The 23,720-nt window shown below is 64.0% G+C and carries 27 protein-coding genes; 8 read left to right on the top strand and 19 right to left on the bottom strand.

Going from position 1 to position 23,720, the window contains the following annotated elements:
* Window positions 1-11 precede the first annotated feature (11 nt).
* Both B0G83_RS28875 and ugpQ read right to left on the bottom strand, forming a co-directional pair.
* Entirely contained in the window at window positions 12-1,124 is a 1,113-nt protein-coding gene (locus B0G83_RS28875) for an ABC transporter substrate-binding protein (RefSeq protein WP_105510814.1), read from the bottom strand.
* A gap of 101 nt (window positions 1,125-1,225) precedes the next feature.
* Entirely contained in the window at window positions 1,226-2,017 is a 792-nt protein-coding gene (ugpQ, locus tag B0G83_RS28870; protein WP_374954949.1) for a glycerophosphodiester phosphodiesterase, read from the bottom strand.
* Between the two features lie 220 nt (window positions 2,018-2,237).
* Between ugpQ and B0G83_RS38755 the strand changes: the two genes are divergently transcribed.
* The gene (locus B0G83_RS38755; protein WP_181157124.1) at window positions 2,238-2,390 is read left to right on the top strand and encodes a hypothetical protein; all 153 of its coding nucleotides are present in this window, start codon (window positions 2,238-2,240) and stop codon (window positions 2,388-2,390) included.
* 193 nt (window positions 2,391-2,583) lie between these two features.
* A complete protein-coding gene (locus B0G83_RS28865) occupies window positions 2,584-3,354 on the top strand; it encodes a DeoR/GlpR family DNA-binding transcription regulator (protein ID WP_105510812.1) in 771 nt (256 codons plus the stop codon).
* Window positions 3,355-3,387: 33 nt separating this feature from the next.
* Here the strand turns inward: B0G83_RS28865 and B0G83_RS28860 are convergent, their stop codons facing one another.
* The gene (locus B0G83_RS28860) at window positions 3,388-5,055 is read right to left on the bottom strand and encodes a Na/Pi cotransporter family protein (protein ID WP_105510811.1); all 1,668 of its coding nucleotides are present in this window, start codon (window positions 5,053-5,055) and stop codon (window positions 3,388-3,390) included.
* A 213-nt stretch (window positions 5,056-5,268) separates the two neighbouring features.
* On the opposite strand from B0G83_RS28860, the gene B0G83_RS28855 reads away from it, so the two are divergent.
* The gene (locus tag B0G83_RS28855; RefSeq protein WP_105510810.1) at window positions 5,269-5,952 is read left to right on the top strand and encodes an HAD family phosphatase; all 684 of its coding nucleotides are present in this window, start codon (window positions 5,269-5,271) and stop codon (window positions 5,950-5,952) included.
* Between the two features lie 117 nt (window positions 5,953-6,069).
* On the opposite strand, the gene B0G83_RS28850 is transcribed toward B0G83_RS28855, so the two are convergent.
* The 3 genes from B0G83_RS28850 to tauA are packed head-to-tail and all read right to left on the bottom strand — an operon-like array spanning window position 6,070 to window position 8,797.
* The gene (locus B0G83_RS28850; RefSeq protein ID WP_258168370.1) at window positions 6,070-6,903 is read right to left on the bottom strand and encodes an ABC transporter permease subunit; all 834 of its coding nucleotides are present in this window, start codon (window positions 6,901-6,903) and stop codon (window positions 6,070-6,072) included.
* A gap of 32 nt (window positions 6,904-6,935) precedes the next feature.
* Window positions 6,936-7,733: a taurine ABC transporter ATP-binding protein gene (locus tag B0G83_RS28845; protein WP_105510808.1), complete on the bottom strand. Its 798-nt coding sequence runs from the start codon at window positions 7,731-7,733 to the stop codon at window positions 6,936-6,938.
* Window positions 7,734-7,774: 41 nt separating this feature from the next.
* Complete coding sequence (gene tauA, locus B0G83_RS28840) at window positions 7,775-8,797, bottom strand: taurine ABC transporter substrate-binding protein (RefSeq protein ID WP_105510807.1); 1,023 nt, start codon at window positions 8,795-8,797, stop codon at window positions 7,775-7,777.
* Window positions 8,798-9,071: 274 nt separating this feature from the next.
* Between tauA and B0G83_RS28835 the strand changes: the two genes are divergently transcribed.
* Both B0G83_RS28835 and B0G83_RS39265 read left to right on the top strand, forming a co-directional pair.
* Entirely contained in the window at window positions 9,072-9,518 is a 447-nt protein-coding gene (locus B0G83_RS28835) for a hypothetical protein (RefSeq protein WP_105510806.1), read from the top strand.
* A 55-nt stretch (window positions 9,519-9,573) separates the two neighbouring features.
* Window positions 9,574-9,708, top strand: coding sequence for a hypothetical protein (locus B0G83_RS39265; RefSeq protein ID WP_258168369.1), 135 nt, complete (start codon window positions 9,574-9,576; stop codon window positions 9,706-9,708).
* 92 nt (window positions 9,709-9,800) lie between these two features.
* Here the strand turns inward: B0G83_RS39265 and lipA are convergent, their stop codons facing one another.
* The 3 genes from lipA to B0G83_RS28820 form a co-directional block, all read right to left on the bottom strand.
* Window positions 9,801-10,808 carry a lipoyl synthase gene (gene lipA / locus B0G83_RS28830; protein WP_105510805.1) on the bottom strand — a complete coding sequence of 336 codons (1,008 nt, stop codon included), beginning with the start codon at window positions 10,806-10,808 and terminating at the stop codon, window positions 9,801-9,803.
* Between the two features lie 13 nt (window positions 10,809-10,821).
* Window positions 10,822-11,559 carry a lipoyl(octanoyl) transferase LipB gene (gene lipB, locus B0G83_RS28825; protein ID WP_105510804.1) on the bottom strand — a complete coding sequence of 246 codons (738 nt, stop codon included), beginning with the start codon at window positions 11,557-11,559 and terminating at the stop codon, window positions 10,822-10,824.
* Window positions 11,560-11,651: 92 nt separating this feature from the next.
* Window positions 11,652-11,978, bottom strand: a complete 327-nt coding sequence (locus B0G83_RS28820; RefSeq protein WP_105510803.1) for a DUF2917 domain-containing protein — start codon at window positions 11,976-11,978, stop codon at window positions 11,652-11,654.
* Window positions 11,979-12,076: 98 nt separating this feature from the next.
* Between B0G83_RS28820 and B0G83_RS28815 the strand changes: the two genes are divergently transcribed.
* Window positions 12,077-13,051, top strand: coding sequence for a transcriptional regulator GcvA (locus B0G83_RS28815; RefSeq protein WP_105510802.1), 975 nt, complete (start codon window positions 12,077-12,079; stop codon window positions 13,049-13,051).
* A 30-nt stretch (window positions 13,052-13,081) separates the two neighbouring features.
* Here the strand turns inward: B0G83_RS28815 and B0G83_RS28810 are convergent, their stop codons facing one another.
* From B0G83_RS28810 to B0G83_RS28765, 10 genes are all read right to left on the bottom strand, one after another.
* On the bottom strand, window positions 13,082-13,351 hold the full coding sequence (locus tag B0G83_RS28810) for a DUF493 family protein (protein WP_105510801.1): 270 nt from the start codon (window positions 13,349-13,351) through the stop codon (window positions 13,082-13,084).
* Window positions 13,323-14,291: a D-amino acid aminotransferase gene (locus B0G83_RS28805; protein ID WP_105510800.1), complete on the bottom strand. Its 969-nt coding sequence runs from the start codon at window positions 14,289-14,291 to the stop codon at window positions 13,323-13,325. Before B0G83_RS28805 ends, B0G83_RS28810 begins: the two co-directional genes overlap by 29 nt.
* A 13-nt stretch (window positions 14,292-14,304) precedes the next feature.
* On the bottom strand, window positions 14,305-15,534 hold the full coding sequence (locus tag B0G83_RS28800) for a D-alanyl-D-alanine carboxypeptidase family protein (protein WP_105510799.1): 1,230 nt from the start codon (window positions 15,532-15,534) through the stop codon (window positions 14,305-14,307).
* Between the two features lie 346 nt (window positions 15,535-15,880).
* On the bottom strand, window positions 15,881-16,525 hold the full coding sequence (locus B0G83_RS28795; RefSeq protein ID WP_105510798.1) for an alpha/beta hydrolase: 645 nt from the start codon (window positions 16,523-16,525) through the stop codon (window positions 15,881-15,883).
* 8 nt (window positions 16,526-16,533) lie between these two features.
* Window positions 16,534-16,857 (bottom strand): ferredoxin, encoded by a 324-nt coding sequence (locus B0G83_RS28790; protein ID WP_105510797.1) that lies wholly within the window; start codon window positions 16,855-16,857, stop codon window positions 16,534-16,536.
* A gap of 139 nt (window positions 16,858-16,996) precedes the next feature.
* On the bottom strand, window positions 16,997-18,154 hold the full coding sequence (locus B0G83_RS28785) for a VanZ family protein (RefSeq protein WP_105510796.1): 1,158 nt from the start codon (window positions 18,152-18,154) through the stop codon (window positions 16,997-16,999).
* A gap of 31 nt (window positions 18,155-18,185) precedes the next feature.
* Complete coding sequence (locus B0G83_RS28780; protein WP_105510795.1) at window positions 18,186-18,812, bottom strand: ABC-type transport auxiliary lipoprotein family protein; 627 nt, start codon at window positions 18,810-18,812, stop codon at window positions 18,186-18,188.
* A 38-nt stretch (window positions 18,813-18,850) separates the two neighbouring features.
* Window positions 18,851-19,831, bottom strand: coding sequence for an MlaD family protein (locus B0G83_RS28775; protein ID WP_105510794.1), 981 nt, complete (start codon window positions 19,829-19,831; stop codon window positions 18,851-18,853).
* Window positions 19,832-19,850: 19 nt separating this feature from the next.
* Window positions 19,851-20,729 (bottom strand): ABC transporter ATP-binding protein, encoded by an 879-nt coding sequence (locus B0G83_RS28770; protein WP_105510793.1) that lies wholly within the window; start codon window positions 20,727-20,729, stop codon window positions 19,851-19,853.
* On the bottom strand, window positions 20,726-21,859 hold the full coding sequence (locus tag B0G83_RS28765) for an ABC transporter permease (protein WP_105510792.1): 1,134 nt from the start codon (window positions 21,857-21,859) through the stop codon (window positions 20,726-20,728). The genes B0G83_RS28770 and B0G83_RS28765 overlap by 4 nt, the downstream gene beginning before the upstream one ends.
* 106 nt (window positions 21,860-21,965) lie before the next feature.
* On the opposite strand from B0G83_RS28765, the gene B0G83_RS28760 reads away from it, so the two are divergent.
* Both B0G83_RS28760 and B0G83_RS28755 read left to right on the top strand, forming a co-directional pair.
* Window positions 21,966-22,868, top strand: a complete 903-nt coding sequence (locus B0G83_RS28760; protein WP_105510791.1) for a biotin--[acetyl-CoA-carboxylase] ligase — start codon at window positions 21,966-21,968, stop codon at window positions 22,866-22,868.
* Complete coding sequence (locus B0G83_RS28755; protein ID WP_105510790.1) at window positions 22,865-23,680, top strand: type III pantothenate kinase; 816 nt, start codon at window positions 22,865-22,867, stop codon at window positions 23,678-23,680. Before B0G83_RS28760 ends, B0G83_RS28755 begins: the two co-directional genes overlap by 4 nt.
* Window positions 23,681-23,720 lie beyond the last annotated feature (40 nt).

Here is a 23,720-nt window from a genome sequence, read left to right as displayed (position 1 = left end):
ACCTGCGTCGCTTACTTGACGTTCGCGCCGACCGCCTGATCCCACTGCTTCGTGATGGTGTCTTTATAGGCGTCCTGTTGGGACAGCGTCGGGAACACCACGTTCTTGTACGACGACGGCGGCGGCAGCTTGTCGAGCAGCGCTTGCGGCACCTTCTTGCCGGCCACCAGTTCGTTGTAGCGCATCGGGTGGCAGTAGCCCGCCAGCCAGCCGATCTGGCCTTCGTCCGAGTAAAGGTATTCCATCCACAGCTTGGCGGCATTCGGATGCGGGGCGTAAGCGCTGATCGCCTGAACGTACACACCGGCAACAACGCCCGTCTTCGGAATCACCACCTGCACCTTCGGGTTGCCCTTCAGCGTGTCGCGGTCGGCCAGCGCGTTGTAGTCCCAACGCACGACGATCGGCGTGGTGCCTTGCGCAAGCGATGCGGCCTTGCCGATCACCGGCACGAAGTTGCCGTTCTTGTTCAGATCGGCAAAGTACTTCAGGCCCGCTGCGCCGGCCTTGCTCGCGTCGCCCTTGCTTTGCGACAAGCCGGCCGCGAACACGGCCTGGATGGCCTGGTTGGCGGTACGCGGATCGCCCGCGAGCGACACGGCGTTCTTGTAGTCGGGCTTGAGCAGATCGCTCCAATCCGTCGGCGCCTTGTCGATCATGTCGGCGTTCACTTCGAACGACAGCACGCCGTAGTAATCGCCGTACCAGTAGCCGTCAGCGTCTTTCGACTCTTTCGGAATCGAGTTCCACGTCGCGACCTTGTACGGTTGAAGCAGGCCTTCGGCCTTCGCGGTCGGACCGAACGACAGCCCCACGTCGATCACGTCCGGCGCTTGCGGGCCCTTGTTGCCCTTGTTCGCCTTGATCGCTTCGACTTCGTCGCCCGAACCGGCATCCGGATTCAGCTCGTTGATCTTGATGCCGTACTTCTTCTGGAAGCCGGCCACCAGTTGGCCGTAGTTACACCAGTCGTGCGGCAACGCGATCACGGTGAGCTGGCCTTCCTGCTTGGCGGCGGCGATCAGTGTGTCGAGCGGCGCGGCGCAAGCCATGCTGCTGGCGCCGGCGGCGACGCCCGCCGCTGCCGACATGGAAATTAAACGGACTAACGCGGTGCGGTTCATGGTCTTCCTCATCCTCTGCCGAAATTGCTACGTTTGGAAAATTTCTGGTTCGAGCTTCAGGGCGCATGCCAATGCGCAATGGCGCGCGCCCTCCGACATGTTCAGGCCGGCGTGGAGAACATGTCGTGATGCAGTGTATCGATGCGATCTGTACAAATCATGTCGACGCCCCATTGCGCGAGCAGTTGCGCACGCGCCGGGTCGTTCACCGTATAAGCGAGCACGCGCAGCCCGGCCGCACGAATCTCGGCGACCAGCGGCTCGCTCAGATAACGGTGGCTCGCGTGCAGCGACACGCAGTCGAGTTCACGCACGATTTGCAGCCAGTCGGCGGGTACTTCTTCGAACAGCATGCCGCGTTGCAGCGCAGGCGCCGCGTCGCGCGCCGCCGCCAGCGCCTCGAACGAAAACGACGACAGCAACGGCGCCGTTTGCCCTTGCCACAAAGTCAATGCGCCGCTTGCCACCAGCGCGCCCGTGATTGCGTCGCGCCCCGGACACGGCTTGATCTCGATGTTCGCGGCGATGCCCTCGCGTGCGCAGCGCCCGGCCGCCTCGGCGAGCGTCGGCAGATGGGTGCCGGCGAATTGCGCGCTGTCGCCGTACCAGGCGCCGGCATCCAGTGTGCTCAATTGCGTCCACGTGTGATCGGCGGCGGCGCCGTGGCCGTTCGTGGTGCGCTCGAGCGCGTCGTCGTGCATCAGAAAGAGCTGGTTGTCGGCGGAAAGCTTGGCGTCAAATTCGACCATGCGGTAACCGTAGCGCACGCAGGCGTCGAATCCTGCCAAGGTGTTTTCCGGCGCCAGCGTGCCGCCGCAGCGATGCGCGACCAGCCGCGGATACGGCCAGTCAGCGCTCAAGGTGCGGCCCATCTCATGAATCCCGTTTGCCACGTCTCGTTACCTTCCCGATAGAGCGGGTTAAATATGCTCTCGACGCGTTACTGGCCATGACGGCCATGACGGCACAGGCAAGCTTCCGGCTGTCTTCACACGCGAGCTCCGCGCGTAGTATCGCGCCAAGCCAGGCGGCGCGATAGCTGGCCGAACGGTCTACGCAAGAACCTCGCAAATCGTATGAAGCGTTGCCGTATCATTGTCAGGATCACGAATCGTGCTGCATCCGGCCGCGCAAGACACCGCAGGCAACTCGTTCAGCCAGCCGATCCCAAGATTCATTATGGCGACGGCATGGGTCAATCAGATTGCCAAAAAACGTCGCAAAATGCTCGAAATCGGACATTTCAATTCCTTTTCGAACATTTGATGTTCGAAACAGCCGTAACGCTTCGATTTGCGAAGGCTAAGGTGAAATACACAAACTTGCAAGCTGCCAAAAAAATACAACACAATTCGACTAAAGTACTAAGCTTGACATAGTTTGGACACACATTCGTGTCCACGATATCGCTCTTAAAACCAGGCTGCGTGAACGCGCGTGGGCATTCAAGGAAAAATGCATGTGGCAGGAAGACCGTCATCAGAGAATTCGTGCGCTGCTGTCCACGCTGCAGCGCGTGTCGACCGAACGGATCATGGCGGACCTGGGGGTATCGCGCGAAACAGTGCGGCGCGATCTGCTCGACCTCGAAGCACTCGGTGAGCTGCGGCGTGTGCATGGCGGGGCGATCAAACCCGCTGACGAAGCCCCCATCGCAGAGCGCGCGCACATGCGCGTCAAATCCAAGACGGCTATCGCGAAAGCCGCCACCGGTTTGATCGCGAGCGGCCAGACGCTCTTCATCGACGCGGGCACCACGACTGCGGCGCTCGCCGAAGAACTCGCGAAGCTGGCCAATCTGACCATCGTCACCAACTCGATCGACGTCGCGCTGAAAATGCGCGGCGGCGTCGAGCAAACCGACGCCGCCAACGAAGTGATTCTGCTAGGCGGCTCGATCAGCGACCGCGCCATGGCCACCACCGGCGCCACCACGGTGCTCGATATTCAGCGCTACCGCGCGGACCTCGCGCTGCTGTCGCCGGTCGGCGTCGATCACCGGCATGGCGCGACCAATTACGACCACGCCGAAACCGAAGTGGCGCGCGCGATGGTCGCCAACGCGGACCGCGTGGTGATCCTCGCCGACTACAGCAAGATCGGCCAGCGCAGCCGCATTTCCTACTGCCCGGTCGAGCGGATCGATGTGCTCGTCACCAACAAAAAGGCGGCCGAAGCCGCCGAATTCGCCGCGCTGAAAAAGAAGCTGGAAGAGATTGTTCTGGCTTAGGTTTTCAGCGCCGCGGATTGCCGTGATGATGCGCTATTCCTTCACATGCATCGTGTCGAGCGCGCGCTTGCGCAAGCGCGTGTCGTGCAGCGCGCCAGCCGCGTCGAGCACCGGATAGGCGGTCGAACAGAACAGCGAGTTGAGCCGCTTCATGTCGCTGATCAGATCCAGGTGCAGCGCGCTGGTTTCGATGCTGCGCAGCGTTTGTCCGGCGAGCCGATCCAGATGCTTGTACGAATACGCGCGCTCCAGGTCGCGAAAGCGCTCCTTCTCCGCCAGCAGACGCTCGGCGCATCGCAGGTCGTTATTCAGAAACACAGAGAGCCCCAGTTGCAGGTTGCTGACGAGCCGCGCCTGCAGATCGTCGAGCTCACCCAGCCCTTCTTCCGAAAACGACAGACGGTGCGCGATCTTCTTTTCCTCGATATCCCTGACGATCCGCTCGATGATGTCGCCCGCATGCTCCAGGTTGATCGTCAACGAAATGATGTCGGTCCAGCGTCGGCTGTCCGCTTCATCGAGCTGCTCGCGTGAGATCAGCGTCAGATACGTTTTGACCGCCGCGTAGAGTTCGTCGACGTCGTCGTCCATACGAACCGTTTCGCGCGCTTTGTCCAGACTGTTGTGATGAATCAGGTCCGCGACGTTGTCGAGCATGGTGCGCACGATGTCGCCGATCCGCAGCACTTCGCGCGCCGCGTGGGCGAGCGCGAGCGTGGGAGTGGACAGCGCCGTGGCGTCCAGATGCAGCGGCCGCAACTCGCCATTGGGCTGCGGCCGGTCCGGCAACACGCGCACGCAGATACGCGCGACGGGATCGATCAGCGACAAACACGCGCAACACCGCAGCGCGTTGTAGATCAGATGAAAACCCACCGTCGCTTCGCGCGGATTCGCGATCAACACCGGCAAGCCGCGCGCCAGCAGCGGCGCGAACGGCAGGATCAGCAGCGCGCCGGCCAGCTTGAACGCGAAGCTGCCCAATGCGAGCCGCCGCGCCGCGGCGTTCTGCGCGACGGTGCCGAGCAGCGCCAGCAAGCCGCTGCCGAGGTTCGCGCCGATCACGAGACACAGCGCGACCTTCAGCGAAATCACACCGGACGACGCCAGCGTCGCGGTCAGCAACACCGCCGCGAGACTCGAGTACGACAGCATCGCGAACGCGGCGCCGACCAGTGCGTCGAGCATGGTGTCGCCGGTCAATGCGCCGAACATCACGCGCACGCCGGCGCCTTGCATCATCGGCTGGGCGGCTTCGACGATCAGGTGCAGCGCCAGCAGGATCAACCCGAGTCCGATCAGTGTGCGGCCGGCTTGGCCGATCCGGTTCTGCTTGCGCGACAGGAACAGCGGCACGCCCAGCAGAATCAGAATCGGTGAGAGCCACGACAGATCGAGCGTGAGAATCCGCGCCATCAACGCGGTGCCGACGTCCGCGCCGAGCATGATCGCCAGACCGCTGGTGAGCGGCAGCAGTCCCTGCGCCGCGAACGACGTGACGATCATCGCGGTGGCATTGCTGCTCTGCACCAGACTCGTGACGCCGACGCCCGCGAGAAAGGCCCGCCAGCGGCTGGCGGTGCTGCGGCCGAGCATGCTGCGCAGATCGGCGCCGAGGACCCGCAGGATGCCAGTGCGAACAATGTGGGAACCCCACACGAGGAGCGCCACGCCGGCGAGAAGGTTAAGGAGAATCAACATAACGTGCTGCCCATTGCTGCTGCCATGACCCGAACCGCATGCCGCGCTGGCGCGTTATGCGAAGCGTATGTGACAGTAGTGTTGCACATTTTTGCCTTATTGTAATTTTGTGCGTTTGACTATACGCTCGTGGCAAACTGTGGATTGCTGTGCGCCGGCTGATGCGCGTCAGCCACGCGATTGATTCGACCTAATAAACCAAAAGGACTCTGGATGAGCCGCAATCTTGCGCTGTTCGACCTGGACCATACGCTGCTGCCGCTCGATAGCGATCAGGCGTGGGCCCACTTCATTGCTGGCTTGGGAATAGAAGGCGCGGCGCGGCACGCCGAAGAGATCGACGGTTACTACCGTCAGTACGTGGCCGGCACGCTCGATATGGCGGCTTATCTGAACTACACGCTGGCGCCGCTGGCACGTCACTCGCGCGAGCAACTCGACGCGTGGCATGCGCAGTTCATGCGCGAAGTGATCACGCCGGCCATCTTGCCGGCCGCGCGCGAAATCGTGCAACGCCATATCGCGGCGGGCGACCTGTGCTGCATCGTCACCGCCACCAACGTTTTCATCACGAAGCCGATCGGCAAGGCGCTCGGTTTCGATCATCTGCTGGGAATCGATCTGGGCACTGAAGGCGACGATCCGGCGGCGCGCTTCACCGGTAAGGCGGTCGGTGTGCCGACCTTCCGCGAAGGCAAGATCACGCGGACCGAGCATTGGCTGGCGTCGCTCGGACACCGTCTGCAGGACTTTCCGCAGAGCTGGTTTTATAGCGATTCGATCAACGACGTGCCGTTGCTGGAACTCGTCACCGATCCCGTCGCGACGAATCCCGATCCGCGTTTGCGCACTATCGCGAACGATCGCGGCTGGCGGGTGATCGAGCTGTTTGGTTGAGCGGTGTCGGCGCTGGCTGCTTCGCGGCGGGGTGATTGACCATTGTGTGGATCGCGCCGGCCTGACCAGCCGCTGTACGGTTCGCGTTTGCCGCGCTCGCGGCCTTTCAGTGGTCTCTTATACGCGCCCTTTCCACGGCACCAGTCGCCGTTCCAGCGCACGCATGCCGAGATCGAACAGCCATGCGATCAAGCCGATCAGCACGATGCCCATCACCACCACGTCGGTGCGCAAAAAGCTCGACGCGTTGAGCACCATCTGACCGAGTCCCGCCGTCGCCGCGACCATTTCGGCCGCAACCAACGTGGTCCAGCCGAAGCCGATCGCAATCCGCAGTCCCGTCAATATCTCCGGCAACGCCGCAGGCAGCACCACGTGCCGCACCACCTGCGAAAAACGGCCGCCCAGCGAATACGCCGCGTGAATCTGCTCGACGGTCGCGCTGCGTGCGCCAGCGCGCGCAGCCATTGCGATCGGCGCGAAACACGCGAGATAAATCACGACGATCTTCGCGGTTTCGTCGATACCGAACCAGATCACCACGAGCGGCAGGTAAGCGAGCGGCGGTAACGGCCGATAGAACTCCAGCGGCGGATCGAGCAGCCCGCGCGCGACCCGGCTCACGCCCATCAGAATCCCCACCGGCACCGCCGTGACGGCCGCCAGCGCGAACGCGCCGAATACCCGCAGCGCGCTCCAGGCGAGATGCTCGGAGAGCGGCAAGCCGCCCTGGATGCGTCCGTGCCATGCGTCGAGGAATGCCGCCCAGACCGCTTCCGGTGTCGGCAGAAATAACGGCGGCAGCCAATGCAGATGTGTCGCGAACCACCACAGCGCCGCGAGCGTCGCGACTGAGATTGCGCTCAATGCGGCGGTTGGGCCTTCGCCCGGCAAGCGCCAGCCTTGAGTGGGCCGCGTCTTGCCTGCGGCGGGTTCGTTTTTCCGGTTCACGGGCACCGTGCTCAATGTTTCGCGTGAAGCCGTCACGACACCACCTCTTCCTGATTGCGCTCATGCAGGCGACGCACCAGTCGCTCCCGCCATTCGATGAAGTCTGGCGACGATTTCACCGCGCGTGCATCATGCGTTTCGAGAAAACGTCGCGCAAACGGTAGATCGTAGCTTTCGGCGATACGTCCCGGACCCGGCGTCATGACGACGAGACGGGTCGCGAGAAACAGCGCTTCCTCAACGCTATGCGTGATGAAAAACACCGTCTTGCGCGTGCGGCCCCATACGTCGAGTACGAGTTCCTGCATCGACTCGCGCGTCATTGAATCGAGCGCGCCCATCGGCTCGTCCATCAGCAGCACTTGCGGGTCGCTCGCCAGCGCGCGCGCAATGCCCACGCGCTGCTGCATGCCACCCGAGAGCGCATAGACCCGCGAGTGCGCATGCTTGTCGAGCCCCACCAGCGCCAGCATCTCGCGCGCGATGCGCTCGCGCTCCGCTTTCGGCACGCGTTGAAACCGCAAGCCGAGCGCGACGTTGTCGAGCACGTCGAGCCACGGCATCAGCGCGTACTTCTGAAACACCACGCCGCGATCCGCGCCGGGGCCGCGCACGACCTCGCCGTTCAGGCGCACTTCCCCCTCGGTCGGCGTGATGAAACCGGCGATGCAGTTGAGCAAGGTCGTCTTGCCGCAGCCCGACGCGCCCAACGCGACGACGAACTCACCGGCGCCGATATGCAGATCGACGTCCGCGAGCGCGACGTGTGGGGCCGCGCCGCGTGCGCCTTCATAGGCGACGTGCAATCGCCGGATTTCAAGACCGCTCATGGCTCGACCTCATACTGCGGATGTGAAACAACCTGCGTCGATCAATGCGCCGCGCGCTGCACGAACCGCGGATCGACGCCGCTCGAATAGTCGGCGAGCACGTTCTGGATGGTGCCTTGCGTCTTCAGGAACGCGGCGGTCGCAGCCATCGACTTCGCCGCGCCCGATTGCGCGCCACCACCCAGCCATGCATTCGACGCCTGCTGCGCGGGCGTCGGGAAGCCGTACAGCGCGAGGCTCGCCGGCACGTCTTGCGCGTTGGCGCCGGACTCTTTCGCGACGGCCTCCACCTGCGGCGACACCGCGCTCCACGCAGACGTGTGTTCGCGATAGCTCGCGTCGGTCGCAGCCAGCACCTTCACGAAACGCTCGACAAACTCCGCGTTCTGAGTCGCGAATTTGCGATCGACAACGAAGCCGTCGAAAGTTGCTTTGCCGGTTTGCTGAGCGACCTGACCCGACGTGATCAGCACCTTGCCGTTCTGTTTGACCTTGGCCAGAACCGGGTCCCAGATGTAAGTCGCGTCGATGTCGCCGCGCGCCCAGGCCGCTGCGACTTCGGGCGGCCGCAGGTTGACGATCTTTACGTCGGCCGGATTCACGCCTGCGCTCTGCAACGCAACCAGCGTATGAAAGTGCGAAGTCGACACGAACGGCACGCCGATTTTCTTGCCTTTCAATCCCGCGACACTCGTCACATTCGAGCCGTCGCGCGCGACCAGCGCTTCAGCGTTGTTGATATTGTCCAGAATCCAGAATAGCGAAATATCGACACCTTGCGACAACCCCGCCGCGATCGGGCTCGACCCGGCTTCGCCGAGCTGCACCGAACCGGAGGCGAGCGCACGGATCACGTCGGCGCCGCTGCCGAGCTTGCGATACGTCACCTTGTACCCCGTGGCTTTCTCGACCTCACCAGTGGCCTGCGCGTAGCGCCACGGCACCACCATGTCCTGATACGCGATCACGACTTCTTTGTTGTCGGCGTGTGCCGGGGAAACAAACGTCGCGGACAGTGCGAACAGCGTAACGACCGCGGCCAGCGGACGGTGAAAGCGCTTCATCGGGAAACCTCGTGTGTGGATAGTGTCTGCGAGGCTTCCGACTATAGGGAGTTTGTTCACTGACGGTTCTATTTAATCCGCAATTGCTAATCACGCCGTTCAAGCATTGCTTTTCACGTTCGGTTAGCTACGAGCGACTGCTGCCGCGGGCATTGAGCCAGCTCCAGCGAATGATGAGGCTTGCCATGCTCGCACGCAAGCAGGCCGTTCGGCATATTGACCGTGCCTTGGCGACCGCGCGAAGATCGTCGGATCGTTTTCACCGCACCTTTCCATGTCCGATTTTCCTGGCCGCCTGAGTTGGCTGTTCTTCAATGTGGGCGTGCCGATTCTGGCGCCGATCGCGTTGCTGCCCCTGCTCGGTTTCTCGCGTTTCTATCGGCTCGCGTCGAGAGGTATCGCGATGCGCTGCGTGAAGGAGGGGCAGCTTCTGTGGGTCGTCATTTCGATGTGCGCGAGCGCGTGCCATGAGATCGGCGGCGCGCTAAGCCATGCATCGTCAGACGGCACTCGAGCCATGTTGTTCGCCGGCCTGCTTTGGCATGGCATGTTTATCGTGGCGTCGTCCGTCATCGTATCGTTTGGCGTCGCCGATTCAATGCCAGATCCGGCCTACGACAGTGAAGAAAAAGCACGCAGCCGCAGGCTGATGTGGGCTTCATTGCTCATGACGGCACTCGTCACAACCTCATACTGCATATCTCATTTTTCGTTAACCTAACTAATTTATTTCCATTACTTTATACTTTCAAAATCTCTACACACGGAGAGGCCACATGCCCAATCTGATCGACTACATCATCGAAAACCGAGCCATGCGCGACCGTTTCATCGCCGCCATGATTCCCTTCACGATTGTGGGCACCACGATTTCATCGGTTTGCATGGTGCTTGCACGCTACTATCGCTAGCGCTTGTGAATCGGCCTCGAAGGTCGATCCACCAAAAACAAAGCCCGCATCAAGTGCGGGCTTTGTTTAATACGGACAGCGATCCAAAATACTCAGACCACGCCGGCTCCATGCGCCTGCAAATCGGCGTGATAGCTCGAACGAACCATTGCGCCCACCGCAGCATGCGTGAAGCCCATCTTGTACGCTTCTTCCTCGTACATCTTGAACGTGTCCGGATGCACGTACGAGCGCACCGGCAGGTGGTGTTCCGACGGCTGCAGGTACTGGCCGATCGTCAGCATGTCCACATTGTGTTCGCGCAGGTCGCGCATTACCTGCAGAATTTCTTCTTCGGTTTCACCAAGGCCGACCATCAGACCCGACTTGGTGGCAACGTCCGGATGCAATGCCTTGAAGTCCTTAAGCAGCTTCAGCGAATGCGCGTAATCCGAACCCGGGCGCGCTTCCTTGTACAAACGCGGCACCGTTTCGAGATTGTGGTTCATCACGTCCGGCGGAGCCGCGTTCAGAATGCCGATCGCGCGATCCAGACGGCCGCGGAAGTCCGGCGTCAGAATTTCGATGCGCGTTTCCGGCGAGAGTTCACGCGTCTGGCGGATGCATTCCACGAAGTGAGCCGCGCCACCGTCACGCAAGTCGTCACGGTCCACGCTGGTGATCACCACATACTTCAGCTTCAGCGCGGCGATGGTGCGCGCCAGATTGCCGGGTTCCTCGACATCGAGCGGATCCGGTCGGCCGTGGCCGACGTCGCAGAACGGGCAGCGGCGCGTGCACTTGTCACCCATGATCATGAACGTGGCCGTGCCCTTGCCAAAGCACTCGCCAATGTTCGGGCAGCTCGCTTCCTCACACACCGTGTGCAGATTGTGTTCGCGCAGAATCTGCTTGATTTCGTAAAAGCGTGAATTGCCGGTTGCCGCTTTGACGCGAATCCAGTCGGGCTTCTTCAGCTTTTCGATCGGGATGATCTTGATGGGAATACGGGCGGTTTTGGCTTGCGCCTTCTGCTTCGCGGTCGCGTCGTAAGCAGCGGCTGAAGCCGGCACGGCGTCGGAAGCGGGAGAAGTTGCGAGGTTCGCGGTAACGTCAGTCATTCGTTCGGTCCAGTCAGGCGGTGAGCGCACCGGCCTGCGGTTGGGCGACGGCCGCAGGACTGCCGTCGAGGTTTGCGGTGAGGCGTTCTGCAAAGGTGCGGGCCACATGGTTCCAGTCGGCCGTGACGCCCAGCGTTGCCATGTCGACTGTTTCGAGCCCCGCGTAGCCGCACGGATTGATGGCCAGAAACGGCCGCAAGTCCATGTTCACGTTCAGGCTCACGCCGTGATAGCTGCAGCCGTTACGGATTTTCAGACCCAGCGCGGCGATCTTCGCACCGGCGTGCAGTTCGGCGTCCGGTCCCGCATCTGACCCGGCGCCCACGTAGATACCAGGGGCGCCCGCCTTGCGTTCTCCGGCAAGATTATACGCCGCGAGGGTGTCGATCACGGCCTGCTCGATTCGCGTGACCATCTCGCGCACCATCAGCTTGCGGCGTCGCAGGTCAAGCAACAGGTAGGCCACGACCTGGCCGGGGCCGTGGTAAGTGATCTGGCCGCCGCGATCAACCTTGACCAGCGGAATGCCGCTGTCGGCGGCCAGCAGGTGTGCCGGGTCGCCGGCCTGGCCGAGCGTGAAGACGGGAGGGTGTTCGACTAGCCAGATTTCGTCGGGAGTCCCAGCCGTGCGGGCGTCGGTGAACGCACGCATGGCTTCGAAACTGGCTTCGTAGGGTTCGCTGCCCAGCCAGCGCAGCGTAAGCGGCGCCGTGGCGGGCAAGGGAGACGGGGAAACCGGGGTGGCGCACATAATCCCGCCAGTTTACCGAAATCTGGGAATCCCCGTTGAACAAGGAAACAGGAACCGTGCCGGGCGCGACCGCGTGACCGCTCCCAGGTCGGTCAAACCGTGCGCCAGCCACCGCGCATACGGGCCGCGAGCCGTTCGCCGATCCGCGCGAACCAGTTCAGCGCGCGCTGATCGCAGCGCGTCGGCACGGAAAACGTCACCTTTGCCTGCACGCCGCCCTCGGCGCTCAGCCACAGCCGCTCGCCACAGCGCAGCCGGAGCGTATGGCCGGGTTGCAGCCAGTAGTCTTCCGTGTCGTCACTACGCGTGACCCAGACCGCGCCGCCGTGCACGACCAGCCGGGTGCTGCGTGCTACCTTCATGGGAATGGTTTCGCCGCTACGGATTTCAAACCCGATACTAGAGGAAATTTCTCGCATGATGCCCTCGCCAAAAATCGTTTCATGGCTACAATCGTAGGCGTAGCAAGGGTTTACGCAAAACGATCAATTTTCACCTCTATGTGAGAAATATTGCGATGGACCTCCGGCAACTCCCCGCACTGAACGCGATCAAGGCGTTCGAAGCCGCCGCCCGCCACGAGAGCTTCTCGCGCGCCGCCGACGAACTTTTCGTCACGCACGGCGCCGTCAGCCATCAGATCCGCGCGCTGGAGGCCGAACTGGGCGTCTCGCTGTTCGCGCGCGACGGCAAACGCGTGCGCCTCACCGACACCGGTCGGCGCTACGCCACGCACGTGCGCGGCGCGCTGATGGCGCTCGCCGACGCCACCCGCGAAATCCGCGCCGGCGACCGCGAGCGGCGCCTGGTCGTGTCGATGTTGTCGTCGTTCGCGGCGCGCTGGGTGACGCCGCGCATCGGCAGCTTTATCGAGGCGCATCCGCAATGGGATCTCGAATTGCTGTCCACCAATGCCCTCACGGATTTCGCGCGCGACGACGTCGACGTGGCGATCCGTTTCGGTTTCGGCAAATATTCGGGGTTGCACGCGGAGCTGCTGCTGGAGGAGATTTTCTTTCCAGCCTGCGCGCCGGGCTTCAACGGCGGCAAGTTGCCGCAAACGCCGGCCGATCTCGCCAAAGTCCCGCTGCTGCGCTCCGACGACGAATTGTGGCGCCCGTGGTTCGACGCCGCCGGTCTCACCGACTGGCCGGAGCCGAAGCGCGGGGTGCTGTATCAGGATTCGTCGAATCTGCTGCAGGCGGCGATCGACGGTCAGGGCGTCGCGCTCACGCGCCGCTCGCTCGCCATGCACGAAATCGCGGCCGGGCGCCTTGTACGTCTATTCGATGTCGATGGGCCGAGCCCGTGGCAGTACTACTTCATCTGCCCGCCGCAGATGCTCGAGACCGCGCGGGTCAAGGCGTTTCGCGACTGGGTCTTCGCGGAGGTGGGACGTTTCAGGCAGCTATTCGACCAGGCCTGCGAGGTGGGGCCAGGCGGCGAGACTGACGCCGCTCAGCCGGCGGACGCGTTGCACGTCACGCCGTAATCAATCAAACGTTTCAGATAATGCGAAACCTCAAAGCACCACTTTAACCATCGGATGCCCGGTCAGCGCGCGATAGATATCGTCGAGCTGCTCCTGGCTGGTAGCGCGCACCGTGACCGTCAAACCGGTGTAGTTACCGCCACTCGACGGCCGCGTTTCGAGGCGCGACGTGTCGACGTCGTTATCGAACTTACGGACCACCTCCACGATCGTCTCGGTGAAGTCCGGGTGCGTTTTTCCCATGATCTTGATGGGGAAATCGCAGGGAAACTCAAGCAGTGATGTTTTCTCGGGATTCATTCTTAACTCCTTGCTGCGCTTCTTGCGCGTGTTGCGCTTCTTTGGCTTTGGCTCGCTGATAGCCCGCGTACAGTGCTGCAAAGACCGCGCCCGGTCGGCCCTCGCCGATCGGCTGACCGTCGAGCTGCGTGACGGGCAGCACTTCCTTGGTGGCCGAGCTGACGATGATCTCGTCGGCGGCACGCAATTCGGCCTCGCTAATCTCACGGGCCTCGAAACGGATGCCGCTTTCCTGCGCGAGCGTTTCGATCAGCCCGTAGCGAATCCCTTCGAGAATCTTGTGACTGCGCGGCGGCGCAGCCAGGACGCCGCCCTTCACTACCCACACATTCGACGACGCCCCTTCGGTCAGCATGCCGTCACGAAACTGGATCGTTTCGAACGCGTCGTTCTCGGCGGCGTATTGCGCCATCAGCACATTGCCGAGCAGCGACACCGACTTGATATCGCAATTCAGCCACCGGCGATCTTCCGCTGTGACGCAACGCACGCCTTGCGCACGCTGCGCTTCAGACGGCAGGTTTAGCGGCGTGACCATCACGAACACGGTTGGCTGAATGCCGGCCGGAAACGCATGACCGCGCTTCGCGACACCGCGTGTCACCTGAATATAGGCAATCGCGTCCTGATCGGCGCGCAAACCGGCATGCGCCTCATTGGCCGCGACCACACGGGCGACCAGCGCACGCCAGCCGGCGTCGTCGAACGGGTTGGCGATGCCGATCTTGTCCACCGAGCGGGCCAGCCGCGCCAGATGCTGCGCGAAACGAAACGGCGTGCGACGGCCCGCATTACCTGCGTACAGCGGCGCGACTTCGTAAATGCCGTCACCGAAAATAAAGCCGCGATCGAGAACCGGCACGCGCGCCTCGGATAACGGCACCAACTCGCCGTTCAGATAAACGATCGGGTCGTGCGAAACATCGTCAACAGCGGTCATTGCGGGCAGGCTCTTACTTCTTCTTGTTGAACATCAACATCAGCGAATCCCACACGCGGCCGACCACGCCGGCTTGCGGCACCGCCTGCAACGCGACGATCGGGAATTGCGCCAGCACCTTGCCGTCGGCGACCAGCTTGGCCGTGCCGACCTGCTGACCGTTCGCGATCGGCGCGATCAGCGGATCGTTCTGCTCGATCTGCGGCTTCACCTTGTCGCCCATGCCCTTCGGCACGGTGATGTACTGATCGCCCTTCACGCCGATCTGCACCGTGTCTTGCGCACCTTTGTAGACGCGCGGCGTGCCGACCACCTGGTTCGCCTTGTACAAACGCACCGTGTCGTACGCGGTGTAGCCGTAGCTCAACATCTTCAGGCTGTCCTGCACCCGGTCGTGCTCTTTGGTTTCGCCCATCATGACCGTGACGAGACGGCGCGAGCCGTCGGTCGTGCCCGGCAGCGGACGCTTCGCGCTGGCGATCAGGCAATAGCCGGCCGCTTGCGTGTGGCCGGTCTTCAGACCGTCGACGGTCGGGTCGATCCACAGCAGACGATTACGGTTCGGCTGCTTGATCTTGTTGTACGTGAATTCCTTGACCGAGAAGATGTTGTAGTAGTCGGGGAAGTCGCGAATCAAACGCGCCGACAGCACCGCGAGGTCGCCCGCCGTGGTGTAGTGCTGCGGATCGGGCATGCCGTTCACGTCGGCGAAATGCGTGTGCTTCATGCCGAGCTTTGCCGCTTCGTTGTTCATCATGTTGACGAACTGCGACTCGCTGCCGCCGACCAGTTCGGCCAGCGCGATCGCCGCGTCGTTACCCGACTGGATAATCATGCCGTACACCAGATCGTGCACGGTCACCGGCTTGTTCGCCTCGATGAACATGCGCGATTCGTCGGTTTTCACCCGGCGCACCGCTTCGCTCGGCATCACCGTCTGGTCCATCGTGATCTTTTTCGCCTGCAGTGCCTCGAAGACGAGGTACGCAGTCATCAGCTTGGTCAGCGACGCCGGTTCCACGCGCTCGTCGGCATTGCCCGACGCGAGCACCTGGTTGCTGGTGGCGTCGACGAGTACCCACGAACGCGCGTTCACAGCCGGCGGCGGCACTTGCGCGAACGCGGTGCTGGCCACGAGCGTGGCCGGCAGCACGACGCCGAGCGTCACGGCACGACTAAGCGAAGAGGGAACGAAGGAAGCAACTGAAGGGAAGGACGTGCGGCCGGAAGTGGAGAAACGCATAGGGTCGATTCGTGCAGAAAAATACATCGCGCGCAGGGCGCATAGTTTGGAAGAGCCGGTCGGCGAGCGTCTGGCCGCAAAAACGGCGCGGCGCCCATTGGACTTCCGGCTACGCGATCGGTTCGCGCAGCGCGCCCTGCATCCGACACCGCTGCGCGCGCAACAACCAGGAAACAACCACGAAACTACCAGGTTACGCGTCGCGCGAACTGCCGGATGGGCGGCGCTGCGCCCAAAAAAGAGCGCTCATTATACGCGCGCTAACCTGGTAACTTTGCGCAAACGGAGACGATTAATTTGCGTTTGCGCGTACCTGTACCCCGGAAAACGCGGCGCGACGCACTGCTTAACGCCATGCGTCGACAATGATCCGCTTGAGCACGTGCAGCTTGCGATGCAGAAAGTGTTCCGCCCCCGGAATCACGATGACCGGTAATTCCTGCGGCCGCGCCCAGTCGTAAACCGATTGAATGGGCACCGTTTCGTCGGTCTCGCCGTGAATCACCAGCGTGTTCTCCGGCACGGGCGCCACCTCCCAGCGGCTCGCCGCCGTGCCGACAAAAACGATCCGCTCGATCGCCCGTTCTTCCTCGCGCAGCTTCGCGGCCACGTGCGAAAGCACGAACGTGCCGAACGAAAAACCCGCAAGCACGAGGGGCAGATCGGCCTGCCCCGGTTCGGCGCGCATGTGATCCAGCACGGCGCGCAGATCGTCGCGCTCGCCGATGCCCGCGTCATGCTCGCCTTGCGTCTCACCGACGCCACGGAAATTCGAGCGATACGTCACGTAGTTCAACTGCACGAGCGTGCGGGCGAGCGTCTGCGCGACCTTGTTGTCCATCGTGCCGCCGAACAGCGGATGCGGATGCGCGACCAGCGCGATGCCGCGCGGCGCGGCGCCGTTCTCGCGCATCTCGTCGGGCAGATCCAGCGCGACTTCGATCTTGCCGACCGGGCCGTCGATCAGATATTTTTTCGTGTGTACGTTCATGACGATGCTTATTGATCGATTTTCAGACGCTCGACAATCTTGCCGTTCACCAGGTGCGAATCGACGATTTCGTCGATATCGCTCTCGTCCACATACGTGTACCAGATGCCTTCCGGATACACGACGAGCGCCGGTCCGAGTTCGCAACGTTCGAGACAACCGGCCTTGTTGATTCGCACCTGACCGGGGCCCGCGAGACCGAGTTGCTTCACCCGTTTTTTCGCATGCTCCTGCATGGCTTGCGCGTTGCAGTTCGCGCAGCTCGGACGCTCGGCACCGGGATCGCGCTGATTGAGACAGAAAAAGACGTGGTACTTGTAGAAGGAGTCCATGATGTCCGGGGACGAAACTGTAAGAGTGGGGAATGGCGTTGTAAGCGCGGTAGCGCGCCGGTTTATGCGGACGATTATAACGAGCGAGGCCGCCGGTCGCAGACGCTGACGGGGGCGGCGGCCTCACCTCACACTCACGTCACACTCGCCTCACTCGTCGCTTGAGCCACGCCTGCTCAACCACAAACGCGAGCCACACCAGCGCCGCATATGGCCAGCTCCACGCCAGCCAATGCGCCAGACCGTTGAAGTGCAGATACCGCCCTTGCCGCCAGTCGGCGAGCACGACGTCGAAGTACGGATTCACCGGCAGCAGATTGACGAGCACCAACGAGACGATCAGCGCACCGGCGGCGAGCGCCGCTCGCGCTCCGCGCCGCAGACGCAACGCCAGCAACGCCAACGCCGCGCCACCCACGAGCCCCGCGAGCGCGCCCGGCGTCGCCCAATTGAACGCGAGCCCCGACTGCGATTGCAGAAACGTCGCGCCGACTTTCACGCACAACGTCGCGAAGACAAACACCAATAGCAGACGCACCAGCGGCGCATGCCGGCGCACCGGCAGCGACGCCAGCGCGAGTGCGGCAAACAGGTTGAGCGCGGCGATCAGCGCCTCCCACGTATCGTCGGGCAACCGCGCCGCGAGCAACGCGGGCCACGCGCCGACGTGCCAGCCGGACGGCGCCCACGCGAGCAACGCATCCTGCGTCGTCGAATCGAAACGCAGCCACAACGCGCGCGGCCAGTTGCCGAGCCCGAACAGACGCGGCGCGGGATACATGGTCGCGAACGGCCACGCCGCGACGAGGCAGACGAGCGCGGCGCTATCGCGCTCGAACCACAGCAGCCGCAAACGCCGCAACAGGCCGCGATCGAGCAGCGCGCCGGTGGCGGGCGACATGATCGCCGCGCCGAGCAACGCGCCGAGCGCATTGGCGGCCAGATCGAGATTGGACGCGACGCGCGTCGGCAGATAGGTCTGCACGGCTTCCATCGTGCCCGACAGCAAGCCGCCCAGCACGAAGGCCAGCGCCACCGCCAGCGTGCCGCGCCAGCGCGGATAGACCGCCAGCACCACCAGCGCGCCGAACGGCATATAGCCGAGCACGTTCGTGACGACGTCGAACGCCGTCAGGTACTGCGGCATGGGATCGAACAGATAGGCAAACGGAGCAAGGCCGAGCGAACGCCAGCCGGAAAACGGATACCACGAACCGTACACGATCAGCGCGGCATACAGCACCAACGCTTGCCGGGCGAGCGCCGACGGACGGCGCTGCCAGGGTTTTACGCTCACGCAGCGCTCCGTTGCGCGCGCTGCATGTGGATCACTGCGCGGCGACCAGCGCCTGCACGCCCAGCCACGCGCCGATCTGCGAGACCAGGTCGTCGCTGGCGACGGCGAGCGCCTGCGCGCCGCCGGCGGCGTCCGCCGAACTGGACGGCGCGCGCGCGATAAACGTGCGCTGGCCGATCACCTTGCCGCTTTGCGTCAACGTGACGCGCGCGGTCACGGCGGCGTGACTTTCGGACTGGCTGTCGAAGACCTGCTCGAACTCGCTCAGATCGACCTTCAGCACCGGCGCGGCCACGCCGTCGGCGCCCGTCAGCACGGTGCCGCGCGAACTGAGCGCGCCGCGCAGGCGCTGCGTCAGCAGTTGCGCGGGCGTCATGGTCCAGTGGCTGTTCGCGTAGGACGCGGTCTGTTGCGCGTCGGCGTAGCTGAGGCGGTAGATCAGCTTGTTGGACTCGAGCATGTCGGGTGCGCTCACTTCGAGCACCTTCACGGCCGGCGACGTGCCCGCCGACGCCGCCGGATTCGGCGGCCCGAAGTCGTAGCGAATGTCGGCGAGCGCGGCCGGATTGCCGGCGCAGCCCGCAGCTAGCACGCCGAACGCGAGCAGTACCGTCAATGCGGCGCTCGAGGACAACAATCGGTGGGTCAAGCGTGACATGACAATCTTCCTTTCTTCAAACCTGCAAATTCATCGATTCATTTAGCGGCGGCGGGCGCGGCGGCATGCCCGGCGGGCCACGTGAAACCGGCCTCGCCCGGACCGGGCGCCGCGCGCGGCGTGCCGCCGAACAGCAAACCGCTCGGATTGGTGCTGAACGAGTCGGCCGCGCGGTCCACCGAGCGGGCGGCGGAGCGCACGTCCTCGGCAAGCGAATTGACGCGCGGCAAGGTGTCGTAACCGACCCGCGACGACAGTTCCTGCAACGAGCCGTTCATCTGCGTCAGCGCGTCGCCGGCCTGCTGGGCCGCCGTGCCGACCTTGTTCAGGTTGGTCTCGAACGGGCCGTCCACGCGGCTCAGACTGGTGATCAGCTGATTGGTCGACGCCAGCGTGCGATCCAGCTGGTCGATCGTGCCGGGCAGCTTGCCCGCCGCCGGCGCGAATTGCTGGGTCAACGTGGCGACGCCGTCGGCGGCTTTCTGGATGCTGGCCGCGGTGCCGTGCAACTGCGCGACCATCTCCGGCGACAGCAAATTGTCGACGTCGTCCGTGACTTTTTCGAGTTTGCGCAGCAGCACGTCGCCGCGTTGCTGTAGTTGATCGAGCAGGCCCGGACGCATCGGCAACTGCGCGACATCCTTCACCGACGACGGCAGCGGCGACGGATCGCGCCCGTTGTCATCGAGCTGGATGAACGCGATCCCGGTCACGCCCTGAAAACCCAGGCTGCCGAAGGTCGAACGCGTGATCGGCGCGTGCGTGTCGACCAGAATGCGGATCAGGATTTGCCCCGGATGGTCGCGGTCGAATTTGATCGACTGCACCTTGCCGACGTCGAGCCCGCGATAGCGCACCGCGGCGTCCGTATAAAGCCCTGTCACGTTGGTGCGCGCGATCAGATCGTACGGCACCCGCACGGAGCGGTCGACGTTGAACAAAAAAGCCGCAACGGCAATGGCCGCCAGCAAGGCTACCGTGAAGAGCCCCGCCCAGAAGGCATGTGATTTGTTTTCCATTCTCAGGTTCCCTGGTTCTTCACAGCGGCAATTCGGACGACGCCGGCTCGAGCGCGGCGCGCGGCAGCTTCGCGCGGCGTTCGGGCGGCAGCGCCTGCAACGCGCGACGTCCGCGCAGGCCGAGGAAATATTCGCGGATGAACGGATGATCGACGCCCGCCGCCTCTTCGACCGGCGCGGCGACCAGCACCTTGCGGTCCGCCAGCACGGCGACGCGGGTCGACAGCGCGATCATCGTGTCGAGATCGTGCGTGACCATCACCACCGTCAGCCCGAGCGCGCGATGCAGCGCGGAAATCAGTTCGACGAATTCATCGGACGCCTGCGGATCGAGCCCGGCGGTCGGTTCGTCGAGAAACAGCAGTTCGGGTTCGAGTGCGATGGCGCGGGCAATGCCGACCCGCTTGATCATGCCGCCCGACAGCGCCGACGGCATTTTCGACGCGTGCTTGCACGGCAGCCCGACCATCTCGAGCTTGAGCATCACGATGTCGCGCAGCAGGTCTTCCGGCACCTTGCCGAGTTCGCGCACCGGTTGCGCGATGTTGTCGAACACCGACAGCGACGAGAACAGCGCGCCGCGCTGGAACAGCATGCCGGAGCGGCTGCGCATCAGCAGCGCGGTTTCCGGCGAGATCGTCGCGAGATCCTCGCCGAACAGCTTGATGGTGCCGGACGACGGCTTCTCCAGCCCGAGAATCTGCCGCACCAGCGTGGTCTTGCCCGAACCCGAGCCGCCGACGATCGACATGATCTCGCCGCGCTTCACATCCAGATTCAGATGCTGATGGACGATGTTGCGACCGTAGCGCTTGGTGATGTCGATCACCTCGATCACCGGCTCGGCGATCGACGGCACAGGCTGGCCGCGCACGGCCTGGGAGAGCGGCGCAATCATCCGAGCCCCACGTTCTGGAAGAGGATCGCGAACACCGCGTCCGCGAGAATCACGATGGTGATCGAGGTCACCACCGAGGTCGTCGTGCCTTCGCCTAGACTCTGCGAATTCGCCTTGATCCGGAAGCCGAAGTGACAGCCGACGATCGCGATCAACATGCCGAACGCGACGCCCTTGCCGAGACCAATCCACAGATTCGCCACCGGCACCACGCCCGGCAACGCGCGCGCGAAGTAGCTCATGTCGATGCCGAGCACGATCTTGGCGGCCAGCGCGCCGCCGGTCAGCGCGATGATATTGGTCCACATGACGAGCAGCGGCATGGCCAGGCCGAGCGCGACCACCCGCGGCAGGATCAGCCGCAGACCGTGCGGAATGCCCATCACGCGCATGGCGTCGAGTTCCTCGGTCACGCGCATCACGCCGATCTGCGCGGTGATCGCCGACCCCGAACGGCCCGCCACCAGAATCGCCGACAGCACCGGCCCCAGTTCGCGAATCACCGACAAACCAAGAATGTTGACGATGTACTGGTTCGCGCCGAACAGCCGCAACTGCTGCGCGGACAGATAGCTCAGCACGATGCCGATCAGGAATGCGACGAGCGCGGTGATCGGCAGCGCCTTGGTGCCGGCGTTGTAGACGTTCGCGGAGATCTCGGTCCACGGTGTGATCTTCGGTTTGCGCAGGATCGCCAACAGATCGAGCACGACTCGCCCCAGCATGCCGACGCCGCCGTACAGATGTTCGAAGAACGAGAAGATCGACAGGCCCAGCCGCGTGAACGGGTCGAGCTTGACCACCGGCTCGGCCGTATCGCGCACCGTGTCGAGCAACGCAATGCGCTCGAAGATGTCGCGCTGCGTGTCGGTGAGCGTGGTGTCCGGCGGCATCTTATGGCCCCAGACGCGCCACAGCGCCTGGCCGCCGACGTGGTCCATCCGGTCTATGCGCGACAGGTCCCACTCGCGGACGCCTTCAGCGCCGATCAACGAGCGCAGCAGCGGGATCACATGGCCGGTAGCCTTGTCGCGGGCGAGCGCGAGCGCCGTCCACTGGCCCGAGAGCCGGACGATCTTGCCCTGGCTGCCGGCCGCGACGTCGAGGCCGGGCGGAGTGTCGTAGTTCAAGGATCGCGAGAATCTGGTTATCGGATTAGGGGCCATTGTAGCGAACGCGCGGCGGATGGGCCTGGCCGGCGGCCCCATCGGGTGCGCTGTCGCTACAATATGAGTCATGAACGCCTCCAAGACTCCTCCCCAAGCCGCCGCGACCGATTGGCGCATTGACCGCGAACGCGCCGTCGCGCTGTTCGGGCCGCACGCGCATGACTGGCCGATCGAAATCGTCGAGGAAACCGGCTCGACCAACGCCGACCTGATGACACGCGTCAAGGCGCTCCCGCGTAAAAGCAACGCGCTGCCGCGGCCGCTCGTCAGGGTCGCATATCTGCAGACCGCCGGGCGCGGCCGGCGCGGCCGTCCGTGGTATGCGGAGCCGGGCAATGCACTGCTGTTTTCGGTGGCATGCGTGCTGCCGCGTCCGCTGGAAGACCTCGCGGGCCTGAGCCTCGCGGTCGGCGTCGCGCTGGTCGACGGGCTGCGCTCGCTGCCGGTCGCCGGTCCGGGCCAGATCGCGCTGAAATGGCCAAACGACGTGCTGCTGGAAGGCGACAAGCTGGCCGGCATCCTGATCGAGACCGCATGGAGCACCGACTACGCGAGCGCGGTGGTGATCGGCATCGGCACCAATGTGAAGGGCGCGGACGAACTCGCCGCCAAGGTCGGCGCGCTGAACGCCGACGTGCCGCCGCAAGCGCGCGGCACGGTGCCGACCGCGCTGCAGCGCGCGTTGCCCAACGCCAATCTCACCGACACGCTGGCCGCCGAATTGAATGCGCTCGAACCCGCGTTGCAGCGCTTCGGCGCGGACGGCTTCGCGCCGTTCCAGGCACGCTGGAACGCGATGCATGCATACGCGGGACGCGAAGTCGTGCTGCTGGAACAGGGCCAGGAACTGACGCGCGGCGTGGCGGCGGGCGTCGACGAGCGCGGCCAGTTGCTGCTCGACACGGCCACCGGCCGCCAAACGATTTCAACCGGCGACGTCTCGCTGCGTCTGGCCGACGGTGCCGCATGACGAGCGGTGCGCCTTCGCTGCTGATCGACGCGGGCAATAGCCGCATCAAGTGGACGCTGGTGGAAGCGGACGGCGCGCCGATCGCGGCCGGCGCGTTGGCGCATGACGGTGTGGATCGGCCGTCGTGGTCGAACCTGCCGACGCCGGGCGGCGCATGGCTGTCGAATGTCGCGGGTGAGGCGGTGGCGGCGCGGATCAGCGCGTTGCTCGACGCCCATTGGCCGGATCTGCCACTCACCACGATCCGCGCCTGCGCCACGCAATGCGGCGTGACCAATAGCTACACCACGCCGCACGCGCTTGGCAGCGATCGTTGGGCCGGCATGATCGGTGCGCACGCGGCGTTTCCCGGCGAACATCTGCTGATCGCGACGTTCGGCACGGCGACCACGCTGGAAGCGTTGCGCGCGGACGGCAGCTTTGTCGGCGGTCTGATCGCGCCGGGCTGGACGCTGATGATGCGCTCGCTCGGCGAGCACACCGCGCAGTTGCCTACGCTCGACGCCAACGCCGCACGCGGCCTGCTCGATGCGGCCGAAGGCGCCGCCGCGGCTCGCCGTGGTCCGTTCTTCGCAACGGACACGCCGCGCTCGCTATCCGCCGGCTGCACGCTGGCGCAGGCCGGGCTGATCGAACGGATGTGGCGCGATCTGCAGGACGAATGGCAAGTGCCGGTGCGCCTCGTGGTCAGCGGCGGCGCGGTGGACGAAGTGGCGAGCGCGCTGAAAGTGCCGCATACTCGCCACGATTCGCTCGTGCTGTCCGGCCTCGCGCTGATCGCCGCCGAGCGCGCGATGGCACGCGGCGCCTGACTGGCGGCCATCGGATCGGAATCACGACGGCTCAACACCT

Origin of the sequence: Paraburkholderia sp. BL21I4N1 (assembly GCF_002973525.1) — a bacterium.
In the GTDB taxonomy this organism is placed as follows: domain Bacteria; phylum Pseudomonadota; class Gammaproteobacteria; order Burkholderiales; family Burkholderiaceae; genus Paraburkholderia.
This window is presented reverse-complemented; position numbering and strand designations above follow the sequence as displayed.

What these genes read in the sequence shown, in the direction of transcription:
- B0G83_RS28875 (WP_105510814.1), bottom strand. Translation starts at nt 1,124, where the DNA reads ATGAACCGCACCGCGTTAGTCCGTTTAATTTCCATGTCGGCAGCGGCG.
- B0G83_RS28865 (WP_105510812.1), top strand. Translation starts at nt 2,584, where the DNA reads ATGTGGCAGGAAGACCGTCATCAGAGAATTCGTGCGCTGCTGTCCACG.
- B0G83_RS28860 (WP_105510811.1), bottom strand. Translation starts at nt 5,055, where the DNA reads ATGTTGATTCTCCTTAACCTTCTCGCCGGCGTGGCGCTCCTCGTGTGG.
- B0G83_RS28855 (WP_105510810.1), top strand. Translation starts at nt 5,269, where the DNA reads ATGAGCCGCAATCTTGCGCTGTTCGACCTGGACCATACGCTGCTGCCG.
- B0G83_RS28845 (WP_105510808.1), bottom strand. Translation starts at nt 7,733, where the DNA reads ATGAGCGGTCTTGAAATCCGGCGATTGCACGTCGCCTATGAAGGCGCA.
- tauA (WP_105510807.1), bottom strand. Translation starts at nt 8,797, where the DNA reads ATGAAGCGCTTTCACCGTCCGCTGGCCGCGGTCGTTACGCTGTTCGCA.
- B0G83_RS28835 (WP_105510806.1), top strand. Translation starts at nt 9,072, where the DNA reads ATGTCCGATTTTCCTGGCCGCCTGAGTTGGCTGTTCTTCAATGTGGGC.
- B0G83_RS39265 (WP_258168369.1), top strand. Translation starts at nt 9,574, where the DNA reads ATGCCCAATCTGATCGACTACATCATCGAAAACCGAGCCATGCGCGAC.
- lipA (WP_105510805.1), bottom strand. Translation starts at nt 10,808, where the DNA reads ATGACTGACGTTACCGCGAACCTCGCAACTTCTCCCGCTTCCGACGCC.
- lipB (WP_105510804.1), bottom strand. Translation starts at nt 11,559, where the DNA reads ATGTGCGCCACCCCGGTTTCCCCGTCTCCCTTGCCCGCCACGGCGCCG.
- B0G83_RS28820 (WP_105510803.1), bottom strand. Translation starts at nt 11,978, where the DNA reads ATGCGAGAAATTTCCTCTAGTATCGGGTTTGAAATCCGTAGCGGCGAA.
- B0G83_RS28815 (WP_105510802.1), top strand. Translation starts at nt 12,077, where the DNA reads ATGGACCTCCGGCAACTCCCCGCACTGAACGCGATCAAGGCGTTCGAA.
- B0G83_RS28810 (WP_105510801.1), bottom strand. Translation starts at nt 13,351, where the DNA reads ATGAATCCCGAGAAAACATCACTGCTTGAGTTTCCCTGCGATTTCCCC.
- B0G83_RS28805 (WP_105510800.1), bottom strand. Translation starts at nt 14,291, where the DNA reads ATGACCGCTGTTGACGATGTTTCGCACGACCCGATCGTTTATCTGAAC.
- B0G83_RS28800 (WP_105510799.1), bottom strand. Translation starts at nt 15,534, where the DNA reads ATGCGTTTCTCCACTTCCGGCCGCACGTCCTTCCCTTCAGTTGCTTCC.
- B0G83_RS28795 (WP_105510798.1), bottom strand. Translation starts at nt 16,525, where the DNA reads ATGAACGTACACACGAAAAAATATCTGATCGACGGCCCGGTCGGCAAG.
- B0G83_RS28790 (WP_105510797.1), bottom strand. Translation starts at nt 16,857, where the DNA reads ATGGACTCCTTCTACAAGTACCACGTCTTTTTCTGTCTCAATCAGCGC.
- B0G83_RS28780 (WP_105510795.1), bottom strand. Translation starts at nt 18,812, where the DNA reads ATGTCACGCTTGACCCACCGATTGTTGTCCTCGAGCGCCGCATTGACG.
- B0G83_RS28775 (WP_105510794.1), bottom strand. Translation starts at nt 19,831, where the DNA reads ATGGAAAACAAATCACATGCCTTCTGGGCGGGGCTCTTCACGGTAGCC.
- B0G83_RS28770 (WP_105510793.1), bottom strand. Translation starts at nt 20,729, where the DNA reads ATGATTGCGCCGCTCTCCCAGGCCGTGCGCGGCCAGCCTGTGCCGTCG.
- B0G83_RS28760 (WP_105510791.1), top strand. Translation starts at nt 21,966, where the DNA reads ATGAACGCCTCCAAGACTCCTCCCCAAGCCGCCGCGACCGATTGGCGC.
- B0G83_RS28755 (WP_105510790.1), top strand. Translation starts at nt 22,865, where the DNA reads ATGACGAGCGGTGCGCCTTCGCTGCTGATCGACGCGGGCAATAGCCGC.